Annotated in this window: 17 protein-coding genes and 1 pseudogene; 10 read left to right on the plus strand and 8 right to left on the minus strand. The window is 62.4% G+C overall.

Going from position 1 to position 24,006, the window contains the following annotated elements; all coding sequences use genetic code 11:
- Positions 1-39: 39 nt before the first annotated feature.
- The 6 genes from JET17_RS02560 to JET17_RS02585 all read right to left on the minus strand — a co-directional run bounded on the left by JET17_RS02560 (position 40) and on the right by JET17_RS02585 (position 8,975).
- Entirely contained in the window at positions 40-1,221 is a 1,182-nt protein-coding gene (locus JET17_RS02560) for an NAD(P)/FAD-dependent oxidoreductase (protein WP_042111100.1), read from the minus strand.
- Positions 1,222-1,354: 133 nt separating this feature from the next.
- On the minus strand, positions 1,355-2,692 hold the full coding sequence (dbpA, locus tag JET17_RS02565; protein ID WP_233100431.1) for an ATP-dependent RNA helicase DbpA: 1,338 nt from the start codon (positions 2,690-2,692) through the stop codon (positions 1,355-1,357).
- A gap of 112 nt (positions 2,693-2,804) precedes the next feature.
- Entirely contained in the window at positions 2,805-4,232 is a 1,428-nt protein-coding gene (mdtD, locus tag JET17_RS02570) for a multidrug transporter subunit MdtD (RefSeq protein WP_012312455.1), read from the minus strand.
- Between the two features lie 136 nt (positions 4,233-4,368).
- Positions 4,369-5,700, minus strand: a complete 1,332-nt coding sequence (locus JET17_RS02575; protein ID WP_012312456.1) for a TldD/PmbA family protein — start codon at positions 5,698-5,700, stop codon at positions 4,369-4,371.
- Positions 5,700-7,142 carry a TldD/PmbA family protein gene (locus JET17_RS02580; protein WP_012312457.1) on the minus strand — a complete coding sequence of 481 codons (1,443 nt, stop codon included), beginning with the start codon at positions 7,140-7,142 and terminating at the stop codon, positions 5,700-5,702. The genes JET17_RS02575 and JET17_RS02580 overlap by 1 nt, the downstream gene beginning before the upstream one ends.
- A 30-nt stretch (positions 7,143-7,172) precedes the next feature.
- Positions 7,173-8,975, minus strand: coding sequence for an acyl-CoA dehydrogenase (locus tag JET17_RS02585; RefSeq protein ID WP_012312458.1), 1,803 nt, complete (start codon positions 8,973-8,975; stop codon positions 7,173-7,175).
- A gap of 344 nt (positions 8,976-9,319) precedes the next feature.
- Between JET17_RS02585 and JET17_RS02590 the strand changes: the two genes are divergently transcribed.
- A complete protein-coding gene (locus tag JET17_RS02590; protein ID WP_150105111.1) occupies positions 9,320-9,931 on the plus strand; it encodes a hypothetical protein in 612 nt (203 codons plus the stop codon).
- A gap of 146 nt (positions 9,932-10,077) precedes the next feature.
- On the opposite strand, the gene JET17_RS02595 is transcribed toward JET17_RS02590, so the two are convergent.
- Entirely contained in the window at positions 10,078-10,485 is a 408-nt protein-coding gene (locus JET17_RS02595) for a hypothetical protein (RefSeq protein WP_158621129.1), read from the minus strand.
- A 539-nt stretch (positions 10,486-11,024) separates the two neighbouring features.
- On the opposite strand from JET17_RS02595, the pseudogene JET17_RS27165 reads away from it, so the two are divergent.
- Positions 11,025-11,265: pseudogene (locus JET17_RS27165) on the plus strand (hypothetical protein).
- 155 nt (positions 11,266-11,420) lie between these two features.
- On the plus strand, positions 11,421-11,684 hold the full coding sequence (locus JET17_RS02600; protein ID WP_012312461.1) for a DUF3077 domain-containing protein: 264 nt from the start codon (positions 11,421-11,423) through the stop codon (positions 11,682-11,684).
- 170 nt (positions 11,685-11,854) lie between these two features.
- Here the strand turns inward: JET17_RS02600 and putA are convergent, their stop codons facing one another.
- Positions 11,855-15,808, minus strand: a complete 3,954-nt coding sequence (gene putA, locus JET17_RS02605) for a trifunctional transcriptional regulator/proline dehydrogenase/L-glutamate gamma-semialdehyde dehydrogenase (protein ID WP_012312462.1) — start codon at positions 15,806-15,808, stop codon at positions 11,855-11,857.
- A gap of 68 nt (positions 15,809-15,876) precedes the next feature.
- Here putA and JET17_RS02610 point away from each other — a divergent pair, with 68 nt between their 5' ends.
- The 7 genes from JET17_RS02610 to JET17_RS02640 all read left to right on the plus strand — a co-directional run bounded on the left by JET17_RS02610 (position 15,877) and on the right by JET17_RS02640 (position 23,961).
- Positions 15,877-16,080 (plus strand): hypothetical protein, encoded by a 204-nt coding sequence (locus JET17_RS02610; protein WP_150105112.1) that lies wholly within the window; start codon positions 15,877-15,879, stop codon positions 16,078-16,080.
- 84 nt (positions 16,081-16,164) lie between these two features.
- Positions 16,165-17,643: a sodium/proline symporter PutP gene (putP, locus tag JET17_RS02615; RefSeq protein ID WP_012312463.1), complete on the plus strand. Its 1,479-nt coding sequence runs from the start codon at positions 16,165-16,167 to the stop codon at positions 17,641-17,643.
- 129 nt (positions 17,644-17,772) lie between these two features.
- Positions 17,773-18,609, plus strand: a complete 837-nt coding sequence (locus JET17_RS02620) for a 23S rRNA (adenine(2030)-N(6))-methyltransferase RlmJ (RefSeq protein WP_012312464.1) — start codon at positions 17,773-17,775, stop codon at positions 18,607-18,609.
- Between the two features lie 184 nt (positions 18,610-18,793).
- Positions 18,794-20,551, plus strand: a complete 1,758-nt coding sequence (locus JET17_RS02625; protein ID WP_012312465.1) for a carbamoyltransferase — start codon at positions 18,794-18,796, stop codon at positions 20,549-20,551.
- A complete protein-coding gene (locus tag JET17_RS02630; protein ID WP_012312466.1) occupies positions 20,535-21,665 on the plus strand; it encodes a glycosyltransferase in 1,131 nt (376 codons plus the stop codon). The genes JET17_RS02625 and JET17_RS02630 overlap by 17 nt, the downstream gene beginning before the upstream one ends.
- Complete coding sequence (locus tag JET17_RS02635; protein ID WP_012312467.1) at positions 21,665-22,561, plus strand: antimicrobial resistance protein Mig-14; 897 nt, start codon at positions 21,665-21,667, stop codon at positions 22,559-22,561. Before JET17_RS02630 ends, JET17_RS02635 begins: the two co-directional genes overlap by 1 nt.
- Positions 22,558-23,961 carry a PIG-L deacetylase family protein gene (locus JET17_RS02640; RefSeq protein ID WP_012312468.1) on the plus strand — a complete coding sequence of 468 codons (1,404 nt, stop codon included), beginning with the start codon at positions 22,558-22,560 and terminating at the stop codon, positions 23,959-23,961. The genes JET17_RS02635 and JET17_RS02640 overlap by 4 nt, the downstream gene beginning before the upstream one ends.
- Positions 23,962-24,006: the final 45 nt, after the last annotated feature.

Below are 24,006 nucleotides of genomic sequence, written 5' to 3' on the forward strand. Positions count from 1 at the left end.
CCAGCAAGAAGCGTTCCGTGCTGCTGAATGGATTCTACTCTACACGAACTGTGCTGCAGCGTTTGCCGATGCCCAGGCCCATTGAAAATTGAAACCGCCCAGGTGGCCGGTGACATCCAGCACTTCACCGATGAAATAGAGGTTGGGGCTCTTCAGCGATTCCATGGTTTTCGACGACACCTCGCGGGTATCGACGCCACCCAAGGTGACTTCGGCGGTGCGGTAGCCTTCGGTACCTGCCGGTACCAGCTGCCAGGCAGCCAGTTTGTCGGCGATCTGCGCCAGCTCCGCCGGGGTGTACTGCTTCATCGGTTTTGATTCGAACCACTGCTCGGCCAGCAGGTTGGCCAGCTTGCGGGTGAACACCTCGCCCAATACGGTCTTGAGTTCCGCGTTGGCGCGCTCGGCCTGCTGCTGTTGCAGCCAGGTCAGGGCATCACGGTCGGGTAGCAGGTTGATTTCGACTGTATCGCCGGCCTCCCAGAACGACGAAATCTGCAGGATCGCCGGGCCGCTGAGGCCGCGGTGGGTGAACAGCAGGTTCTCGCGGAAGCTGGTGCCGTTGCAGCTGGCTGTGCAATCGAGCGAGGTGCCTGATAGCTCGGTGCACAGGGCCTTGAGCTGGGGCTCGGTAATGGTGAACGGCACCAGACCGGCGCGGGTCGGCAGCAAGGTATGGCCGAACTGGCGCGCTACCTGATAGCCGAAGCCGGTCGCGCCCAGCGTTGGAATCGACAGGCCTCCGGTGGCGATCACCAGTGATTGACAGGCGAACTGGCCGGCGCTGGTTTGCAGGATATAGCCGCTTTCGGTCTTCTCGATATGCTCGATACTGGTTTGCATGCGCAGTTCGGCACCGGCTTCGTCGCATTCGGCCAAAAGCATGTCGAGGATGTCGCTGGCCTTGTTGTCACAGAACAGCTGGCCGAGCTTCTTTTCGTGGTAGGGCACGCCATGCTTGGCCACCAGCTCGATGAAGTCCCACTGTGTGTAGCGGGCAAGGGCCGACTTGCAGAAGTGTGCGTTCTGCGAGAGGAAGTTGGCCGGCTCGGTGTACATGTTGGTGAAGTTGCAGCGCCCGCCACCAGACATGAGGATCTTTTTGCCTGGCTTGTTGGCGTGGTCGAGCAGCAGCACCCGGCGGCCACGGCGGGCGCTGAGCTGCGCGCACATCAGGCCGGCGGCGCCGGCGCCGAGGATGATCACGTCGGTGGTGTGCACGGGGTACCTCATTAAGAGTGCTGGGGCTGCTGCGCGGCCCTTTCGCGACACAAGGCCGCTCCTACAGGCGTACGCAATCCATTGTAGGAGCGGCCTTGTGTCGCGAAGGGCCGCAAAGCGGCCCCAAAAGATTTCAGAGAATGCGAACTTTCAGGGCGCGGCCCTTGATCTTGCCGCTGTTCAGGCGCTGCATCGCCTGCTTGGCCAGGGCCCGCTCCACCGCCACGAAGGCCTGGAAGTCGAAGATGGCGATCTTGCCCACCTGCTTGCCCGGGATGCCGGCATCACCGGTCAGCGCACCCAGGATGTCTCCCGGGCGCAGCTTGTCCTTGCGACCAGCGGCGATGCATAGCGTGGTCATGACCGGCAGCAGCAGTTCGCCACCTTTGTTCTTCAGGCTGTCCAGCTGGTCCCAGCGCAGCGGACTCTTCTGCAGCGCCTCGATGGCCTGGGCGCGATGGCCTTCAGCCGGAGCGACCAGGCTCACGGCAATGCCTTTCTCGCCCGCCCGACCGGTACGGCCGACGCGGTGCACGTGGATCTCGGCATCGCGCGCCAGCTCCACGTTGATGACCATGTCCAGGCCATCGATATCCAGACCGCGTGCGGCCACATCAGTGGCCACCAGCACCGAACTGCTGCGGTTGGCGAACATGGTCAGCACCTGGTCGCGGTCGCGCTGCTCGAGGTCGCCGTGCAGGGCCTGGGCCACGATGCCCTTGGCGGTGAGGTGGGCAACCACGTCCTCGCACTGCTGCTTGGTGAAGCAGAACGCCACGCAGGACTGCGGGCGGTAGTGGCCGAGCACGCGGGTGACGGCCTCCAGGCGCTGTTGCGGGTCGATCTCGATGAAGCGCTGTTCGATCTGGTTGTCGGTGTGCAGGCTCTCGACCTTGACCTGCTGCGGCTTGCGCATGAAGTCGGCGGCCAGTTGCTCGATACCGGCGGGGTAAGTGGCCGAGAACAGCAGGGTCTGGCGGCGCGACGGGGTCTTGCCGATGATGCTGGCGATAGCGTCGAAAAAGCCCATGTCGAGCATACGGTCGGCTTCGTCCAGCACCAGGGTATTGAGCCCGTCGAGCACCAGGGTGCCTTTGTCCAGGTGTTGCTGGATGCGCCCTGGGGTGCCGACGATGATGTGCGCGCCATGCTCCAGCGAAGCGATCTGCGGGCCAAGCGAGACGCCACCGCACAGGGTGAGGATCTTGATGTTGTCTTCGGCGCGGGCCAGGCGGCGCAGCTCTTTGGCAACCTGGTCGGCAAGCTCGCGGGTGGGGCACAGTACCAGTGCCTGGCAACCGAAGTAGCGCGGGTTGATCGGGTTGAGCAGGCCGATGCCGAAGGCGGCGGTCTTGCCGCTGCCGGTCTTGGCCTGGGCAATCAGGTCCTGGCCCCTGAGGATGACGGGCAGGCTCTGGGCCTGGATCGGCGTCATCGAGGCATAGCCGAGGGCGTCCAGGTTGGCCAGCATGGCGGCGGACAGCGGCAAGGTGGCAAAAGCGGTGGTTTCGGTGGTCACGAGGCGGGCCTGCGTTGCGAAGCGAAAAATGCCGCATAGTCTACCAGCCTCGTGGCCATTCGCCCTAAGACTCCATGTGCTGTTCCGGACGACGGGCACGCCTTCCGTCTGTCGGCGACAGCTGCAGGAATATCGCTGCCGCCAGCATGGCCATGATACCGATGGTCACGAAGGTCAGCTGGAAGGCGCCCAAGGTGGTTTCTACACCATCGGCATTGCCGGCTGCAGTGAAACCGCCCAGCAGTGCGCCTGCGCAGGCCACGCCCAGGCTCAGTGACAGCTGCGCGACCACCGACAGCAGGCTGTTGCCGCTGCTGGCGCTGGCATCGTCGAGGTCGATCAGGGTTACCGTGTTCATGGCGGTGAACTGCATGGAGTTCACGGCGCCCAGCAGGGCCAGTTGCACCAGCAGTACGGCATACGGGGTCTGCCCGTCGACCAGCCCCAGGCTGGCCAGCAGCAGGCCGAGCAGCACGGTGTTGCCGGTGAGGACGATGCGGTAACCGAGGCGTTCGATCAGCGGCCGGGCTACGGACTTGGCGACCATTGCCGCCGCCGCCAGCGGGATCATGCTCATGCCGGCCTGCGCCGGCGAATAGCCCAGCGCCACCTGCAGCAGCAACGGCACCAGGAAGGGCAGGGCGCCGCTGCCCAGGCGTGCGAACAGGTTGCCCAGAATACCGATGGCGAAGGTGCGCACGCGGAACAGGCTGGGCGAGAACAGTGGTTCGGGATCGCGCCCGGCGCGTAGCCAGTAAGCCGCAAGGCAGGCCATGCCGGCGAACAACAGGAGCATCACCCGCAGGTGCGGCAGGTGCAATTCGCCCAGGCCTTCCATGGCGATGGTGATCAGCACCATCGCCGCGCCGAACAGGATGAAGCCGGGGCCATCGAAGGTGGTGCGTTCGGCACCGCGCAGGTCGGGGATGAACTTCCACACGGCGTAACAGCCCAGCGCGCCCACGGGCAGGTTGAGCAGGAATATCCAGTGCCAGGTGAGGATCTCGACCAACCAGCCGCCCAACGTCGGGCCTAGCAGCGGGCCCAACAGGCCGGGGATGGTGATGAAGCTCATGATCCGCACCAGTTCGCTGCGTGGATAGGCACGCAGTACCACCAGCCGCCCGACCGGCAGCATCAGTGCGCCGCCCAGGCCCTGCACCACGCGGGCGAAAATCAGAAAGCCCAGGCTGTTGGCCATGGCACATAGCAGCGAGCCGAAGCTGAACAGCAAGATGGCGCTGAAAAAGATGCGCTTGGTGCCAAAGCGGTCAGCGATCCAGCCCGAAGCAGGAATCAGCAGGGCCACGGTGAGCATGTAGGCGATGATCACACCCTGCATGCGCAGCGGGTTTTCTTCGAGCGAGCGGGCCATGGCCGGCAGTGCGGTGTTGAGGATGGTGCCGTCCAGGGACTGCATGAAGAAAGCGATCGCCACAACCCAGGGGAGCCAGCGGGCGGTGACAGGGTCCAGCGGAGTGCGTTCGGGCATATGAACCTCAATGTTCAGTGTTGCCTGTCCTGGCCTCATCGCCGGCAAGGCGGCTCCCACAGGTACTGCACAAGGTCCGGATCTTGTGCTGAAGCTGTGGCAGCCGGTTTGCCGGCGGTGGAGCCGGGATAGCCGATCACAATGTCAGGGTCAGCCCTTTGACCAGCGCCCCCGGCAAATGACTCGAACCGGTACTGCGCTGTCCATAGGTGCTGGTCGACAAGATCATTTCCCGCTCACAGGTCAGGTCTTCCAGCTGGCTGCCCAGCAAACTGTACAGGCTGTCATCGAAACGCATGGTGCTTACCGGCCCCTGGATCTGGCCGTTTTCCACCCAGAAGGTGGCGAAGCGGGTGAGCCCGGTCATGCGCGCAGCCGGCAGGTCCGAGTAATTCAGGTACCACAGGTTGCTGATGTACAGGCCAGTACCCAACCGCGCAAGGATATCTGCGTTGGCAAGATTTCCCGCTGCCAGGCTGAGTGCGCAGGGCGATTCGTAGCTGTCCGCGCCATTGGCAAGCAACTCGAACTCGGCGGCGCTGCGGGCACTGACCAGCCTGTCCAGCGCTTGCCCCTCCCTTATCAGCGGCACATCCTGACGCGGCGAGCCTTCATCGGAAAACGCCGGGCTCAACGACCCGCTGACCTGCTCGTGGAAACACACCAGCGGGCTCAGCCGGGCATCGCCGCTGTACAGGCGCTGCAACGCACTGTTGCCAGTGGCCAGAGCCTGCGCAGAGAAGCCGCCCCAGCACAGCATGCCGGCGATTTCGTCCATCGCGGCAGGCGCCAGATAGGCGCGGTAGCTTCCAGGTTTCAGGGTAATTGCCGGGCGGCCGAGGAAGCCCAGCTGTTCGCGGGCCTGGCGCAGGCGGGCGGTGAATTCGTCGGCATTCCACGCCTGGCCGGCATAGTTCGCCTTCACGGCCTGGCCATTACTGTGGAACAGGCTCCAGTCAAAGTTGAAACTGTTTGCCTGGTGCCAGCCGAAGGCCCCGTAAGAGCTGGCAAACCCCCTGCAGATCGGGCCGGCGGCATAGATCCCAACCAGGTCCAGGTCGCCTGCTTCGCCCTCGAGCAACGCCAGTACTTCGCTCAACTCAGGCAGCGCCTGATCCTGCAGGCTGTGGCTGTGCCAAGCGCTCTGGTCCAGGCGCAGGTAGGGGTCCGCAGGCAGAAGGGGCAGCGTCTGGCGCAGCTGTTCAAGGGCTTCGCCCAGGCGCTGACGGTCCACTTGCCCATCGCCGCTCAGGGTCACTTGCTGTTCAGCCTGGCGCCCGTCGCGGATCAGCCGCAGGTGCGCACTGGCCTGGCTGACCTCGCCGGCCTGGCGCACCTTGGCATGGTTGAAACGCACGAATTGCGATTGTTCAGCGCTGTAGCCAAGGGTGAACTGTTCTTCTGCATGTTTCACTTCATGCAGGGCACTGACCAGTTGTTCGAAAGCATGTTGTGGTGTTGCGCTCATCAGGCGTCCCCTCCGAATACGTCGATCTGGCGGAACACGCAGGCCGGCGCGGCATGGCCTACCCGCACCACTTGGTTGGGTTCACCCTTGCCGCAGTTGGGCGTGCCCAGTACCTGGAAGGTGCTGCGGTCACCAACCGCCGCAAGGTTGCGCCAGAACTGTGCGGAGATGCCGCGGTAGTTGGGGTTTTTGACGATGCCTTTCAGCTCGCCACCCTCGATCAGCTGGCCCCACTCGCAACCGAACTGGAATTTGTTGCGCGCATCGTCGATGGACCACGAGCGGTTGGTGCGCATCAGGATGCCGTGCTCGATTCCTTGAATCAGTTGTTCAAGGGTTTGATCACCCGGCTCGACATTGAGGTTGGCCATACGGTCGATCGGTGCGCGGTTCCAGCCGCAGGCGCGGCTGTTGGCCACGCCATCGAGCCCGGAACGGAACTGCGACAGCGCGCCGCCCAGCGGGCGCAGCAACAGACCTTCACGGATCAGGAACTGCTTGCTGGCCTGGCTGCCGTCGTCGTCATGGCTGTAGCTGGCGAGTTCCTCCCCAATGGTCGGGTCGAAGGTCACGTTGAGCAGTGGCGAGCCGTATTGCAGGTGACCGAAATCACTGGCTTTGACGAAGCTGGTGCCAGCGTAGTTGCGCTCGTCGCCGAGGATGCGATCCATTTCCAGTGGGTGGCCGATGGACTCATGGATCTGCAGCATCATCTGGTCTGGCATCAGCAGCAGGTCACGCTGGCCGCTGGGTGTGTTGGCCGCCAGCAGCAGCTGCAGCGCCTCGTCGGCCACACGCTGAGCAGCACCGACCAGGCCGCAGCGTTCGATGATTTCGAAGCCACCCTGCTGGCCGAAGTTGTCCCGGCCCAGGCTACGGCTCTGGCTGTCCTGGCCGTCGCTGGCGGTGACGCTCAGCCCCGGGAACAGGAACCGCTGAGCATGGCGCAGTTCGGCACCGGCGGAGTTCAGGTAGGTCTGCTCGACCAGGCTTTGGCTCAGGCTGGCCTGCCAGTCCACCAGGCGGCTGTCCTTGGGTACGCTGGCCGATTCGGCGGCAAGCAGGCCCAGGCAGTCGGCGAGGGTGGGCAGTGGGCGGTCGAAATTTGGCGAAATATGGTCGTGGCGCGAGCTGGTCACCGGTTGGTCGCGCAGGTCAAGCAGGCTGTGCCTGGCGATCTGCCGGGCCATGGCTTCGGCATGCTCCAATGCCCGTTGCAGCCCTTGCTGGGACAGGTCGGCGGTGGCCGCGTAGGCCTCTACGCCATTGACCCGCACCGTAAGCATGGCGCCCTCGTCCTGGCTGAAGAATGGCGGCTCTGCCACGTTACGGCGTACCGAGAGCGCCTGGTGGGACTGTTTCACATGGCGCAGCGAAAACAACTCGGCCGTGCTGCGCAGCGTGGCAAAACGCTGGCGCAGCAGGGCGCTGGAATCGAACATGGAAAACCTCCGTGTGCACGGTGGCTCCCCCTAGAACCACCCGTCTTGCATGGCCAGGCAGGTATCGTCGCGTGCCTCGAGCAATGCCAGCTCATTATGGCAGCCTGGTACCTCCCAGGTCAGGAAATAACGGGCTGCCTGCAATTTGCCCAGGTAGAAGTCGCGGTCTGCGGCATTGCCCTTGCACAGGCCAAGCTCGGCAAATATCGCTTGTTCCAGCCAGCGCCAGCCGATCACGCAATGGCCAAAGGCCTTGAGGTACAGGGCAGAGTTGGCAAGGGCTCCGGCAGTCTGGCCATGGGCCAGATCACCCAGCAGGCCGAGGGTCACGGCTTGCAGGCGAGTGACCAGTTGCTCAAGCGGTTGGCGCAAGGCATCAAGGTTCGGGTGGTGGCTGGCGCGCTCACCGGTGCTTGCGATCAGGCGAATCAGTTGTTTGAGGCCGGCTCCGTTGTGCTGTACCAGCTTACGGCCCAGCAGGTCGAGTGACTGGATGCCTTCGGTGCCCTCGTGGATCGGGTTCAGACGGTTGTCGCGGTAGTATTGTTCTACCGGGTATTCGCGGGTGTAACCGTGGCCACCCAGGATCTGGATGGCCAGTTCGTTGGCCTTCAGGCAGAAGGTCGAAGGCCAGGATTTGACAATCGGCGTCAGCAGATCGAGCAAAGCTTGTGCCTGCTGGCGTGCGCTTTCGCCATCAGCCGTCTGGGTGTCGTCGAACAGGCGCGCTGCGTACAGGCCCAGGTCGAAGGCGCCTTCCACGTACGCCTTCTGTGCCAGCAGCATGCGTTTCACATCGGTGTGCTCGATGATCGGCACCGCCGGGCTGAGAGGGTCCTTGCTGTCCGGCAGCCGGCCTTGAGGCCGCTGGCGGGCATACTCCAGCGAATACAGGTAGCCGGCGTAGCCGAGCATCACTGCGCCCATGCCAACACCGATGCGTGCCTCGTTCATCATCTGGAACATGCAGGCAAGGCCCTGGTGTGGCTGGCCGACGAGGTAGCCGACGCACTGACCGTTGTCGCCGAAGTTCAGTGCCGTGGAGGTGGTGCCGCGCCAACCCATCTTGTGGAACAGCCCGGCCAGCAGTACGTCGTTGCGCCCGCCACAGCTGCCATCCTGATTGACCAGATACTTGGGCACGATGAACAGCGAGATGCCTTTCACACCGGGTGGCGCGTCCGGCAGCTTGGCCAGGACCATGTGCACGATGTTTTCCGACAGTTCGTGGTCACCACCGGAGATGAAGATCTTGTTGCCCTTGATCCGGTAGCTGCCATCCCCGGCGGGTTCGGCACGTGTGCGGATGTCGGCCAGGGACGAACCTGCATGCGGCTCTGTCAGCGCCATGGTGCCGAAGAACCGGCCTTCGATCATTGGCTGCAGGAACAGGTGTTTTTGCTCGTCGCTGCCGAAGCTTTCGATCAGGTTGGCCGCGCCCATGGTCAGGAAGGGGTAGGCCGTGGTACCAGCGTTGGCGGCCTGGAAGTGGGCGAAGCAGGCCTGCGAGACCAGGCTGGGTAGCTGCATGCCGCCGACCTCGAAGTCGCGATTGGCGTTGAGGAAGCCGGCCTTGAGGAAGGCATCGACGGCAGGCTTGACCTCGGGGATCAGTTCAGCGCGGCCGTCCACGTAGCGCGGCTCGTTTTCGTCGGCCTTGCGGTTGTGCGGGGCGAAGTACTTTTCGGCGATGGTGCGCGCGGTGGTCAGCGCCGCGTCGAAGGTTTCGCGGCTGTGCTCGGCAAAGCGCGGGCGCTGGGTGAGGGCTTGGGCGTCGAGCACTTCGTAGAGTTCGAAGGCCAGGTTGCGGGGGCTGAGCAGGGTCTCGGGCATGGGGGCGGTCCTTGAGCGGGCTTGAGGCGAGTCTAGGATTGGCCGAATAAGACTGGCTACCATGATTGATTGAGATGATGTTCAGTCAAAAATCCTCGCATTTGGAGCCTCTGATGTTGGTTGACGGGGGAAGGGGCTGGGTTGAGTGAGCGTCAAGGCCACCCGTTCGCAGCAAATCTTGAAGCACGTGTGAGATCAAAAGGCATTCATCTGTCAGCCTTGGCACCTTTTAAGCTCTGCTATTCCACTGACTGCATGAAAAATTTGAGGCGTCAGAGGCGTGCTTGTAGAAGGCGACAGGAATATTCCTACGCGCTGCGCCGAAATCTCCTACGACCGCAGTGATGGAAAATGAGGTAGATATTGATTCTTCACTGTGGAGGAATTCTATGGACAGGATTTGTGAGTGGCGCGACGTTTGGAAAGAAGATTTAGAGAGGGTTGAAGACCCTTTTTTTGCTTGTTCGGTAGTTCAGAGGGCTTTGCTGGAAAATACGACCCTGCGTGGATTGTGTGACTTCCAGAAAGCATGTGATTTGCCTCTGGGGCGTCCTTTGCTGCAGGATGATATCTGGCGAGCTTTGAAGCTGGTGGAAGACGGCAGGTGGTTCCTTATTCGGGAGCAGCCAATTTCTCCAATTGATGTGTCGCGTTACCCTCGTTTGAGATGGGCGGAATCAAAGCTGGATTTACTGCTGTCTGAGAGTAAATACCCAGAAGCTGATGGCCCTGGCAAGTGGAAAACATTTAGTATTGATACAGATTTATTGTGGTCTGGGGTGGCGTTGGCCGCAAACTTTTTAACATCCCGAGGTGACGAGGGACGTCTTTTTTCGAGCGAGGGGAAAGACTATGGTGCCATTAGGCGAAAAGGAGCGGAGCTTCGCCAGACTATCGGCTACACATCGATATGGGGATGTACGACGGATAACGCAAAACTATGTACAGGCAGATGATGCCTGGGCGATCACGGGGGAGTCCTGGCACTGGCGTCCTGTGGTACCTGACGAGGAGTATGAATATAGAATAGGGGCCTATTGATGGTGTCAACTACCAATAAGCAGCGAGCTCTATATTTGCTTTGGGCAAGTATGGATGCGTTTTATATTATTTTGTACATCTTGCGTAATATCGCCCGAGGCGCAATACCTTTTTTGTCGGATTTGAATAGTGGTCTTGACGTAGTGCGGAGTTGGGGTGGTTCAGGCATTGTGATCTGGGCCGGGCTGTTTTTACAGTTTTCAGTTATTGTTACATGCGTGGGTTTTTTCAGGTGTAAAAAAATCGTGGTATTTTTGGCGCTGGTGCAGATGCCATTCAGATTTTTTTTCATCGTTCCGTCAGTTTCGGTGGTTTTGCTCTTGCCTATGGTCGTTGCTGGCATCAATAACTGGATATGGGTTGGGTTGTTGCTTGCTTCAGAAGCGTTTAAGGGGTGGAGTATCTGGTGGCTTTGGCGTAACTCTGGGGCGCGCATGGTGGAAAGATAGCGTGGCAACTGCTCGGCCATGGTTGCCCGCTTTGTGGTTTGACAGTATTTCCCTGTTGGCGCGGCTGCCGCCCCGCATTCCTTCGCTCATGCGACAAGGCTGACAACCATGGCCTCACAGGCATGGCCACGTTGCAACAAATGTGAGCAGCCTTGTGCTGCGCAGCGCCGCGCGGGCGGCGCTCGGCCTCACAGGCGCTGAAAAGGGTGAGGCGCGAACACCTGCCAGTCTCACCGCATTCCGGCCAGTTTCGGCAGATCATTTTAGGTTTTCACCTATTCCATGTAGTCCATTTCCCAAACATACTCCCAACCCCCTCCAAGCCATTGCGGTGCTCTGGGTAGGGCCCTAGTCTCGGGTGGTCGCTGCCGAATCAGTGACCGGCTTTGACAGGCCGCTTAGGTCAAACCGAATCGCTTTGCCTTTATGGCAGCTGTGCATGGGGCACTTCGTGTGCGCCGGGTTTTGGTTTGCCTACCGGTCTGTCAACCCATGTACAGCTGCCACCCTCTTGTTTGACAGCAGGTGTGTAGTGGCCTTTATCACTAGGTGAACCATGATGCTGAAGATAGTCCCCGATCCACCCTAACGCCCATTCCCTTGAAGACACCCTGATCCAGGCCACGGATCACGCGCTGTGTGCCGCAACCGTGGTGCACCACGCCATGCAGCTGCAGCCCAGGTCGCCGGCTTCGATCCTGATGATGACCACGATGCATGAACTGGAGGCGCTGCGGGCTTTGCTTGAGTCTGCATTGGTTCAGGTGCAGATGCCCGCTGAGGCCAGACCTGTGCATTGAGGCTGCGTAATGTGTTGCCTGGGCTGGCCTCTTCGCGGGTAAACCCGCTCCCACAGGTACTGTGCAAGCCTTGGGGCTTGTGATGAACCTGTGGGAGCGGGTTCACCCGCGAAAGGGCCAGGCCAGGCAGTCGAGAATTATCAGGGGATTGAACAATGACAACAGAAGACACCCAGTTCACCGTCGGCAAGACCACCTTCTACCAGGGCGAGAATGGCACACATCCACTGTTTCGCATCGAGCCGGGTATCCCGTGCCGGGATGCCCGAGAGCAGTCTTCGGAGTTGATGGGCTATGTGCGCGAACTGACCATTACCGGGTTGATGGATGAGAAACCGATGATGCTCTGGGCTGCGCATTATTTGAGTGCGATGGCCAAGGCACTGATGGATGATGCTGAGTTGGGGATGAAGCAGTGAGGGCCTGGCTTCAGGCTGCATGAAGGCCCCAATGTATTCGCCGCAGCAGTTTCAGCGCCTGTGAGATCGAGCGCCGCGCGGGCGGCGCTCGATCTCACAGGCGCCAAACATCTCAAGATATGCGCCCATAAAAAAGGAGAGCCGAAGCTCCCCTTTTTTATCAACAGCAATCAGCCAATGGTCATCAAGCTGGCATTCCCCCCCGCCGCCGCGGTGTTCACACTCACCGCCCGCTCAATCACCAGCCGCTCCAGCGCAATCTGGTGATCCCCGCTGGACAGCCCGTGCACACCGACGATCGCACCAGCACGCTTGGCCACCTGCTGGCACACGCTGCGCAGCTGGTCCGAATCGCCATGGTGAATCACGGCGTCGAACGCCACTTCATCCTTGTTCCAGTCCGCCACCAGCTTGACCTTGGCCTGCAGCTCACGCGGCAGGCGGGCACGCAGGGCTTTGCCAGGCTCGCTGTCTGCCCACACCGCCGAGCTGCCGACGGCCAGTACTGCGGCCAACTGCGCCAGCAGGTCAGCCTCGTTGTCGGCCAGGCACAGCACGTGCTCGCGTGGCAGGATGGTGTAGCTGTTGCGCTCGCCGGTCGGGCCTGGCAGCAGGCGGGCGATGCCGCTCTGCGACTGGCTGGCGAACTGGTCGCACAGCGCAGCCAAGTCGGCCAGCTGGTTGCTCTGGGCCCAGGCCTTCAGGCCGTGCAGCGGCTTGACCAGCTGTTCGTGCAGGGTGCGGTCCGGTTTGCCTTCGCCATCCTGCTGCTGGAAGTGACGGCCAATGGCGTCTGCCGGGCGGGTCGACAGCAGGCGGTACAGGTACAGCGGGCCACCCGCTTTCGGGCCGGTACCGGACAGGCCTTCACCACCGAACGGCTGCACGCCCACCACCGCACCAACGATGTTGCGGTTGACGTACATGTTGCCGGCGTTGGCGTTCTCCACCACCTTGGCGATGGTCTCGTCGATGCGGGTATGCACGCCGAGGGTCAGGCCATAGCCGGAGTTGTTGATCTGCTCGATCAACTGGTCGAGGTTGCGGCGGTTGTAACGCACCACGTGCAGTACCGGGCCGAAGATCTCGCGCTTGAGCTCATCGAAGCTCTCCAGCTCGATCAGGGTCGGCATCACGAAGGTGCCACGCTTGGTTTCAGCAGCATCGGCGATGGCGACCTGATAAACAGGGCGGCCTTTTTCGCGCATGCCCTGGATGTGCTTCTCGATACCGGCCTTGGCTTCGGCATCGATTACCGGGCCAATGTCCACGGCCAGGCGGTCAGGGTTGCCCAGGCGACTTTCGGCCATGGCACCTTTGAGCATCTCGATCACGCGGTCAGCCGAGTCTTCCTGCAGGCACAGCACGCGCAGGGCCGAGCAGCGCTGGCCAGCACTGTCGAAGGCCGAGGACACCACGTCGATCACCACCTGCTCGGTCAGCGCCGAGGAATCGACGATCATCGCGTTCTGGCCACCGGTTTCGGCGATCAGCGGGATCGGACGGCCCTGGTTGTCCAGGCGCCCGGCGACGTTGCGTTGCAGCAGGCGCGCCACTTCGGTGGAACCGGTGAACATCACGCCCTTGACGCGTTCGTCGCCGACCAGGCCGGCACCAACGGTTTCGCCGCGCCCTGGCAGCAGTTGCAGCACGCCTTCCGGAATGCCGGCTTCGAGCAGCAGGCGCACAGCCTGGGCTGCGATCATCGGGGTCTGTTCGGCGGGTTTGGCCAGCACAGGGTTACCGGCAGCCAAGGCTGCGGCTACCTGGCCGGTGAAGATGGCCAGCGGGAAGTTCCACGGGCTGATGCACACCACCGGGCCCAATGGGCGGTGGGCGTCATTGCTGAAATCGTTGCGCGCCTGCACGGCGTAGTAGCGCAGGAAGTCAACGGCCTCGCGCACTTCGGCAATGGCGTTGGCGAAGGTTTTGCCGGCCTCGCGGATGAGCAGGCCCATCAGCGGCTGGATCTCGGCTTCCATCAGGTCAGCGGTGCGCTCCAGGATCGCTGCGCGCTCAGCGGGTGGAGTGGCCTGCCAGATCGGTGCGGCATTGAGCGCGCACTGGATGGCGTTGTCGACGTCGGCAACGGTGGCTTCCTGCACGTGGCCGACCACGTCGCGATGATCTGCCGGGTTCAGTACCGCTGTGGCAGCGCTTTCGCTGGCGGCGCAGGCCAGCAATGGGGTGGCTTTCCAGTCATTGTGGGCTGTGGCCAGCATGGCGCAGGACAACGACGCCAGGCGGTGTTCGTTGGCCATGTCGATACCGGCCGAGTTGGCCCGCTCACTGCCATACAGGTCACGCGGTAACGGGATGCGCGGGTGCGGCAGGCCGATGCTGCCTTCCTGGGTGGCCATGCGCTCGATACTGGCGACCGGGTCGGCGACCAGTTCCTGGATGGAGATCGAGTGGTCGGCGATACGGTTGACGAACGAGGTGTTCGCGCCGTTTTCCAGCAGGCGGCGCACCAGGTAGGCCAGCAGGGTTTCGTGGGTGCCGACCGGCGCGTAGACGCGGCACGGGCGGTTAAGCTTGCCTTCCGAGACTTTGCCTACAACCTGCTCGTACAGCGGTTCGCCCATGCCGTGCAGGCACTGGAACTCGTACTGCCCCGGGTAATAGTTCTGGCCGGCGATGTGGTAGATGGCCGACAGGGTGTGGGCGTTGTGGGTGGCGAACTGCGGGTAGATGGCTTCCGGTACCGCCAGCAACTTGCGGGCGCAAGCGACGTAGGAAACGTCGGTGTACACCTTGCGGGTGTAGACCGGGTAGCCTTCCAGACCCTCAACCTGAGCGCGCTTGATTTCGCTGTCCCAGTAGGCGCCTTTCACCAGGCGGATCATCAGGCGGTGACGGCTGCGTTTGGCCAGGTCGATGACGTAGTCGATCACATATGGGCAGCGCTTCTGGTAAGCCTGGATGACAAAGCCGATGCCGTTCCAGCCGGCCAGTGATGGCTCGAAGCACAGGCGCTCGAGCAGGTCGAGCGACAGCTCCAGGCGGTCGGCCTCTTCAGCGTCGATGTTCAGGCCGATGTCATACTGCTTGGCCAGCAGGGTCAGCGACAGCAGGCGCGGGTACAACTCTTCCATCACCCGCTCGTATTGAGCGCGGCTGTAGCGTGGGTGCAGTGCCGAGAGCTTGATCGAGATGCCCGGGCCTTCATAGATGCCGCGGCCGTGGGAGGCCTTGCCGATCGAGTGGATCGCCTGCTCATAGGACGCCAGGTATTTCTGCGCATCGTGCTCGGTCAGCGCGGCTTCGCCGAGCATGTCGTAGGAGTAGCGGAAGCCCTTGGACTCGAAGCGGCTGGCGTTGGCCAGTGCTTCGGCGATGGTCTCGCCGGTGACAAACTGTTCGCCCATCAGGCGCATGGCCATGTCGACGCCCTTGCGGATCATCGGTTCGCCGCTCTTGCCGATGATGCGGGTGAGCGAGGTGGTGAGGCCGGCTTCGTTGTGGGTGGAAACCAGTTTACCGGTCAGCAACAGGCCCCAGGTGGCCGCGTTGACGAACAGCGACGGGCTGTTGCCCAAGTGCGGGTGCCAGTTGCCGCTGCTGATCTTGTCGCGGATCAGCGCGTCACGGGTGCCTTTGTCGGGAATACGCAGCAGGGCTTCGGCCAGGCACATCAGCGCCACGCCTTCCTGGGACGACAGCGAGAACTCCTGCAGCAGGCCCTGGACGATGCCGGCGCGGCCACCGGCGCTCTTCTGGTTGCGCAGCTTCTCGGCGATGCCGGCGGCCATCTTGTTGGTCGCCTCGGCCAGGGGTGCGCTCAGGCGCGCCTGTTCCAGCAGCATCGGCACCACTTCCTGCTCGGGGCGGCGATAGGCGGCTGTAATGGCCGAGCGCAGCACCGACTGGGGCAGGATGCTCTCAGCGAACTCCAGGAAGCACTGGTGCGCATGGTCGGGCTGTACTTCACCGGCATCATCGGCCGGGCTGTTGGCCTGACCGTTGAGTTCGGTCAGGGTGGCGCCACCCTCGAGCTTCTCCAGGTAATTGAAGATTGCTTGCTTGATCAACCAGTGCGGCGTGCGGTCGATGGACTGCGCAGCTGCCTTGAGTCGCTCACGGGTAGGGTCATCGAGTTTGACCCCAAGGGTGGTCGTCGCCATTTCTTATCCTCGTTATTGCCACGGTTGTGGCCTAAGCTAACGCCAAGAGTAGCCGTAGGACATTTCGGGTGCAACCAGGTGCAACCCGATTTTTTGATGGAAAAGGTGCAACTCGTCTGATGAATGATCCTACGCTTCAAAGACGCTTTTTTCTGATGCGTTTTGTTCTGAAAAATGCGGGTTTTGCTCCAGAAAGGAGCAAAAAAGCGGCATTACCTGAAAATGCACGAGAAGGTGCAACTGGCGGACGAAAAGTGGTTGCACCCTATTAACGTTGTTGCATAGGATTCGCCGCCTGGGTGCAACCGTCCCGATTCGGTTGTGCATGAAATAAAAACAAACGCCAGGGCACAAGCATGGGCAATCCACTAACGATCACTTTCGTGATCTATATCGCGGTAATGGTACTGATCGGCTTCGCCGCCTATCGCTCCACCAAGAACCTTTCCGATTACATTCTGGGCGGCCGCAGCCTGGGTAGCGTTGTCACCGCGCTTTCCGCTGGTGCTTCCGACATGAGCGGCTGGCTGCTGATGGGCCTGCCGGGCGCCATCTACTTTTCAGGCCTGTCCGAGGCCTGGATCGCCATCGGCCTGACCGTCGGTGCCTACCTCAACTGGCTGTTCGTCGCTGGCCGTCTGCGCGTGCAGACCGAGCACAACGGCGATGCGCTGACCCTGCCGGACTACTTCTCCAGCCGCTTCGAAGACAGCAGCGGCCTGCTGCGGATCATTTCGGCCATCGTCATCCTGGTGTTCTTCACCATCTATTGCGCCTCCGGTATCGTCGCCGGCGCCCGCCTGTTCGAAAGTACCTTCGGCATGTCGTACGAGACTGCGCTGTGGGCCGGTGCTGCGGCTACCATCGCCTACACCTTCATCGGTGGCTTCCTGGCGGTGAGCTGGACAGACACCGTGCAGGCCTCGCTGATGATCTTCGCGCTGATCCTGACCCCGATCATCGTGCTGATCTCCACGGGCGGCTTCGACACGACCTTCCTGGCCATCGAAGCGCAGAACCCGGCGCACTTCGACATGCTCAAGGGCGCGACCTTCATCGGCATCATTTCGCTGATGGGCTGGGGCCTGGGCTACTTCGGTCAGCCGCACATCCTGGCGCGCTTCATGGCCGCTGATTCGGTCAAATCGATCGCCAACGCCCGCCGCATCTCCATGACCTGGATGATCCTGTGCCTGGTCGGTACCTGCGCCGTGGGCTTCTTCGGTATCGCTTATTTCTCCGCTCACCCTGAGCTGGCCGGCCCGGTCACCGAGAACCACGAGCGTGTGTTCATCGAGCTGGCGAAGATCCTGTTCAACCCTTGGGTAGCCGGTGTGCTGCTGTCGGCCATTCTGGCCGCGGTGATGAGTACCTTGAGCTGCCAGTTGCTGGTGTGCTCCAGTGCGCTGACCGAAGACTTCTACAAGGCCTTCCTGCGCAAGAATGCCTCGCAGCGTGAATTGGTCTGGGTCGGTCGCCTGATGGTGCTGGCCGTGGCCCTGATCGCCATCGCCATGGCTGCCAATCCGGAAAACCGCGTGCTGGGCCTGGTGGCCTACGCCTGGGCCGGCTTTGGTGCCGCCTTCGGTCCGGTCGTGTTGATCTCGGTGCTGTGGAAAGGCATGACCCGTAACGGCGCGCTGGCCGGTATCGTGGTCGGTGCACTGACCGTGATCCTTTGGAAACAGTTCGACACCATCGGGTTGTACGAAATCATCCCGGGCTTCCTGTTCGCCAGCATCGCCATCGTCGTGGTGAGCAAGCTCGGCAGCCCGTCGAACAGCATGGTTTCGCGCTTTGAAACCGCTGATGCCGCGTATCACGCTGAAAAGTAATACCTGACACCTGTCGGGTCGAGGTGCCCCGATCGCCGGTAAACCGGCGGTCGGGGCGTTGTCGATCGGCAGCCAGGCCTGACTCCGCCGGCAAGGCAAGGTAAACTTGCCGCCCGCGCAGGAGTTGCCATGAACTATCGTCACGCCTTCCACGCCGGCAACCATGCCGACGTCCTCAAGCACATCGTGCTGACCCGCCTCATCGCCCTGATGTCGCGCAAAGAACAGCCGTTCGCCTATATCGATACCCACGCCGGCCTGGGTCTGTATGACCTGCAGGGCGACCAGGCCACCCGTACCGGTGAGTACCTGGAAGGGGTCGCGCGCCTGTGGAATCGCGATGATCTACCGGCCATGGCCGCCGATTACCTGCGCATCATCAAGCGCCTGAACAGCGATGGCGAGTTGCGCTACTACCCCGGCTCGCCGGAGCTGGCCCGCCGCCTGATGCGCCAGCAGGACCGCGCCCTGCTCAACGAGAAGCACCCCGAAGACGGGCCGCTGCTCAAAGAGAACATGAAGAAAGACCCGCGCGTGGTGGTGCACCTGGGTGAAGGTTGGCACGTGCCGCGGGCGTTGTTGCCGGTGCCGGAAAAGCGCGCGATCATGCTGATCGACCCGCCGTTCGAGCAAGCCGATGAGCTCAAGCGTTGCACCACGTCGCTCAAAGAGGCGATCGGCCGCATGCGCCAGACCGTCGCGGCCATCTGGTACCCGATCAAGGACCAGCGCTCGCTCACCCGGTTCTATCAGGACCTGACCAGCACTGGTGCGCCCAAGCTGCTGCGAGTCGAGCTGTACGTTCACCACCAGGACAGCCCGCAGGGCCTCAATGGTTCGGGCCTGGCCATTGCAAACCCGCCATGGGGGCTGGAAGAAGAACTCAAGGAGCTGCTGCCCTGGCTAGCCAAAGAGCTGGCGCAGACGGCCGGCAGTTACCGGATGGACTGGCTGATTGCTGAATAAAGCGGTTGCCCAGGCTGGCCCTGTCGCCGGCGCGGCGCCGCTCTTTGCGCCGCGCCGCGCCTGTGGGGGCCGGCTTGCCGGCGATAGGGCCAGTTGGAAGTGTTTGCGTTATAATCCCGCCTTTTAGCCGCCACCCGCCCCTGGGGCCGCTGGCGCATCTCTACCGAATGAAGAGGCTAATCCCTTGGCATTGACGATTCTTGGCCTGTCCGGCGCCCTTAGCCATGACCCTTCCGCGGCCCTGTACATCGACGGCAAACTGATTGCCGCCGCCGAAGAAGAGCGCTTCGTGCGTGACAAGCATGCGAAGAACCGCATGCCTTACGAGTCGGCGAAGTTCTGTCTGGAACAGGCTGGCATCAAGCCGTCCGATGTCGACGTGGTCGCCATCCCGTTCGCCCCGATCAGCCTGTTCGGCAAGGCTCGCTGGCACTATGCCAAGCGCTACTGGTACGCCCCGGATCGGGCCCTCGACGCGATCCTGATGGGCAACCGTCGCTACAAGCGCTACCGCAAGAAGATCGTCTGGTGCCTGGAGCAACTGGGCTTCGACCCGAAAAAAGTCAAGATCGAGCCGGTCGAGCACCACCTGGCGCATGCCTCCAGTGCCTATCACTGCTCGGGCTTCAAGGAAAAGACTGCGATCCTGGGTATTGACGGCAAGGGTGAGTACGCCACCACTTTCTTCGGCTATGGCGAAAACGGCAAGATCCACAAGATCAAGGAATTCTTCGACCCGGATTCGCTGGGCGGCCTGTACGGCGCGATCACCGAATTCCTCGGCTTCGAAATGCTCGATGGCGAATTCAAGGTCATGGGCATGGCGCCCTATGGCGATGCCAGCAAATATGACTTCTCCCGCCTGGCCAGCTTCGAGAACGGCGAACTGGTGATCAACACCGAGTATGCCAACGTCATCGGCCTGCGCCGCTATAAAGAGAAGGGCAAGGGCTTCTACTTCTCGCCGAAACTGATCGAATGGCTGGGCCCCAAGCGCGAAGGCGACATTGCTGACGAGCCCTATATCCATTACGCAGCGAGCATGCAGGCACTGTTCGAGAAGCTGGCCCTGCAGATGATCGACCACTACCTGGGCGACACCCTGCGTGAAACCGGCAAACTGGCCTTCGCCGGCGGCTGCGCACTGAACGTCAAACTCAACCAGAAGATCATCGCCCGCCCGGACGTCAAAGAGCTGTTCGTCCAGCCGGCCTCCGGTGACGCCGGTACTGCAGTCGGTGCTGCGGCCTATGTGTCCCACGCCCGTGGCGTACCGGTCGAGAAGATGGAGCACGTCTACCTCGGCCCTTCGTACTCCAACGAAGACGTCATTGCCGCCTGTGCCCGTCACCCGAACCAGCCGAAGTGGCGCAAGCTCGACGACATGCCACGGCAGATCGCCCGGATCATGGTCGACGGCAACCCGGTGGCCTGGTTCCAGGGCCGCATGGAGTTCGGCCCGCGCGCTCTGGGTGGCCGTTCGATCATCGGCTGCCCGAGTGTCGAAGGGGTGGCTGACCGTATCAACCACCAGATCAAGTTCCGCGAACGCTGGAGACCTTTCTGCCCGTCGATGCTGGACACCGTCGCCCCGCAAATGATCAAGATCGATCACCCGGCGCCGTTCATGACCTTCACCTTCGAAGTGGCTGAAGAGTGGAAAACCCGAGTGCCGGAAGTGGTTCACGAGGATGGCACTTCGCGTGCGCAGGTGCTCAAGCGTGAGTACAACCCGCGTTACTACGACATGATGAAGGCGCTGGAAGACCTGACCGGTAATGGCGTGTCGCTGAACACTTCGCTCAACCGCCGTGGCGAGCCGATGATCTGCTCGCCGACCGATGCGCTGAACATGTTCTTCGGCTCGGACCTGCAGTACCTGATCATGGAAGACATTCTTGTTGTGAAGGACGGCGCCGCCGCGTATGACCAGCCGCTCTGAGCCGCGCATCCTGCAGTTCTGCCATGGCTATGACGGGCCGTTCCTCGACTGTGCCCGTCAGTACGCCAGCCTGTTCCAGGGCAGCGGCTACAAGGTCACCACGGTATTCCTCACCGGTGCCGCCGACCCGCAGGTTGCGGCTGGCTGCGCGTCGGACGAGGTGCTGTTCCTCCAGTTCAGCTCCAAGGCCGTTCGCGGCCTGAAGCTCGGCGCCATACGCGCCCTGCGCCGCATCGCGGCCGAGCGCAATTTCAGCTTCTGCATCGCCCACCGCTTCAAGCCGATCTACGTGGCTTTGCTGGCGACGGGCCTGCCGGTGATCGGCGTGCACCATGCGTTCGGCGACTATGAGCGCAAGGGGCGGCGCCTGTTCGCCAACCTGTTCAGCAAACGGCTGAGCCTGCTTGGCGTGTCGGACGCCGTGCGTGACGACATGCGCCGTTGCCTGCCTCAGTGGCCGGCCGAACGTATCCAGACGCTGTACAACCGTATCGACATCGAGGCCCTGCAGGCCACGCTGGTTCCGCGCGCTGAAGCGCGTCAGGCCCTTGGCCTGGATGCGCAGGCGTGGGTCGTCGGCAATGTCGGGCGCCTGCACCCGGACAAGGATCAGGCGACCTTGCTGCGCGGCTTTGCCCAAGCCCTCCCTGAGTTGCCGGCCGGCGCTCGTCTGGCGATCCTCGGCATGGGGCGCCTGGAAGACAAGCTCAAGGCGCTGGCTGGCGAGCTGGGCATTGCCGGGCAAGTCGACTTTCTGGGCCAGGTCCCGGATGCGCGCCGCTACTTCCAGGCATTCGACGTGTTTGCCCTGAGTTCCGACCATGAACCATTCGGTATGGTCCTGCTCGAAGCCATGGTGGCCGGCGTACCTGTGCTGGCAACGGCCTGCGGCGGGGCTCGTGAAGTGGTCGAGGGCGTGGGTGTATTGTTCCCGCTCGGCGATGCCTCGCAGCTGGCCCAGGGTTTGAAGCATATGGCGTTGCTGGACGAGCAGCAGCGCGATGCATGCGCCTCGCACATGCTGCGGCGCCTGCGCGAGCGTTTCTCCGACCAGGCCGTGCGCGAAGCCTTCTGGCAACTGCCGCAGGTAAGTGCGCTGGTGGTGCGCAAGTGATGCTCAATCATATTCAGGCTTGGCGAGAGCGCGGATGGCAGGTGATCGACGCTGCCGCCTACGCCGAGACGTGGGCACGGTTCGGTGGCAGCGTTGCCACACACCCGCTGGTGATCGAGCAATTGGCGGACCTGGCGCAGATACCCGTGCGTTACCTGGGCTGGCATCAGGCAGGCGAGCTGAAGGCTGGCGTTGCGACCTGGGGGCGTCATTTGGCGCTGTCCAAGGACGTGCTCAAGCGTGCCGGCAAGAAAGGCCTGTTTGACCTGGGCAATGCCGAGATCATTCTGCCAGCCGCTGGCGATGCCGCCGCGCCCTTGCGCCATACCGCGCGCTACCTGTCCGAGCTGAACCAGGGGCGCTTCAGCGGCCTGAAGGCTCAGAAAGAGCAGTTGGCGATGGCCCGGGCGCATGAAGACCTGTCGAAGAAATTCCGCTACAACCAGCGCCGTGAGTTGCGCCTGCTGGAAGAGGCGGGTGGTGTGGTGCGCCCGATTACCGACTTCAGTGCCCAGCAGATCGCTGCTATGTACTGCGACCTGTTCCAGCGCCGCTGGGGGTTCCCGGCCACCGGTGCCGAGCGTATGGCCGATGTGCTCGAGCGCCTGCGTGAGCTGCTGATCGGCTCGGTGCTGTTGCTCGACGACAAGCCCATCGCCATACAGTTGGTCTATCGGGTCGAAGCGCCGCAGTGGATCAGTGTCGAGTACGTCAACGGCGGCGTCGACCCTGAGACCAAGGCCTTCAGCCCTGGCAGTGTACTGAGCTTCCTCAACACCCAAGCTGCCTGGGACGATGCTCGCGCACGCAACAAACCTCTGCGCTTCTCGTTCGGCCGTGCCGACCGCGAGTACAAGGACCGTTGGTGCAACCCCGTGCCGGTGTTCCAAGCGTGAGCCGCAAACAACAGTTGCTCAAGCGCCACCGGCGCAACAAGCGCTTGGGGCTACTGGGCGGCCTGGCGGTGCTGGTTGCCGTGGGCGTATTCGCCTGGTGGTGGCTGCCGTTGTTGCTGCTGCCGCTGCTCTGGGCTGCCCACGAAGCTTGGTTCGCTGATCATCTGTTCTATGCACCGGGCGAAGATTACGCCTACAACTTCGGCGAGCAGACCGGCGAAGCGCCTGTCACCTTGCGTGACGGCGTGCTCAAGGTCGATAAGGCGCTGCAGGGTAATGAAACGCTGATCCTCGAAGTGCGGGTAAAAAGCGGATGGCTGGGGCGTTTTCTCGACCCGTGTGTCGAGCTGCTGGCCGATGAGCGTGCTGACCGGCAGACGTTCGAGCGCGGTGTCGACGGCGTTCGCTTCCTGAACCTTACCGGGCTGGCTGCACCGCTGCAGGCGGGTACGCTGCTCGTGTGCGGCCGTCACTGTCGACTGCAGGGCCAGCCGCGGCTGTGGATAACCCCCGGCGTAGAAATGCAGCGCCGTCGCGTGATGGTGATAGCGCCACATGCCGATGATGCCGAGCTGGCGGCCTATGGCCTTTACAGCCAGGCGGACGAAGCCTGGGTGGTGACCTTGACCGCTGGCGAAATCGAAGCAGAACACTACCAGCAGATGGGCATGGGCAAGGCCGAGGCAGCACGGCTGAAGGGCCGTCTGCGTGCCTGGGACAGTATTGCCGTGCCGCGCTGGGCCGGGGTGCCAGAGGCGCGTTGTGTGCAATTAGGCTACTTTTGCCTGCAGCTGCCCGCCATGCAGGCAGCGCCCGATGTGCCGGCCGGTTCCCGAGAAGCCGACATGGTCGATATTCGCCCGTTCCGTCGCTTCAACCCGTTGTCGTTGCCGGCCGACAGCGATGGCGCGCCAACCTGGAACAACCTGCTGGCTGACCTGCGTGCGCTGTTGGAGATGGCCCGGCCTGAAGTGCTGGTGATGCCGCATCCGCAACTGGACCCGCACCCTGATCACATCTGCGCCCATATGGCCGTCATGCAGGCACTGCGGGGCTTGGTGTGGCAGCCGCAGACGCTGCTGTGCTATGCCAACCATCTGCACGACAACGATCGCTGGCCCATGGGCGACAGCGGCGATGGGGTGGCCTTGCCACCGCAACTGAGTGCCGACCAGCCGTGGGCACCCTGCAGCCTGGTGCTGGACCTGCCGACGCAGCGTGACAAGGCGATGGCCCTGGGCATGATGCACGACCTGCAACCTGCCGCGCCGTTCAAGCGCCGATTGCGTCGGCTGTTGCAGCGCTGGCTGGCCGGGCGCCGGCCATCGCCCTACGGTGAGAACGAGTTCTTCCGCAAGGCCGTGCGCCGCCATGAACTGTTCTGGCGCCGTGAGCTGTAGATTATGCCCATGGTTGACCGCGAAGGCGCAGAGCGCCCAAGGAAA

It is taken from the genome of Pseudomonas putida, from assembly GCF_016406145.1.
Taxonomy (GTDB): domain Bacteria; phylum Pseudomonadota; class Gammaproteobacteria; order Pseudomonadales; family Pseudomonadaceae; genus Aquipseudomonas; species Aquipseudomonas putida_E.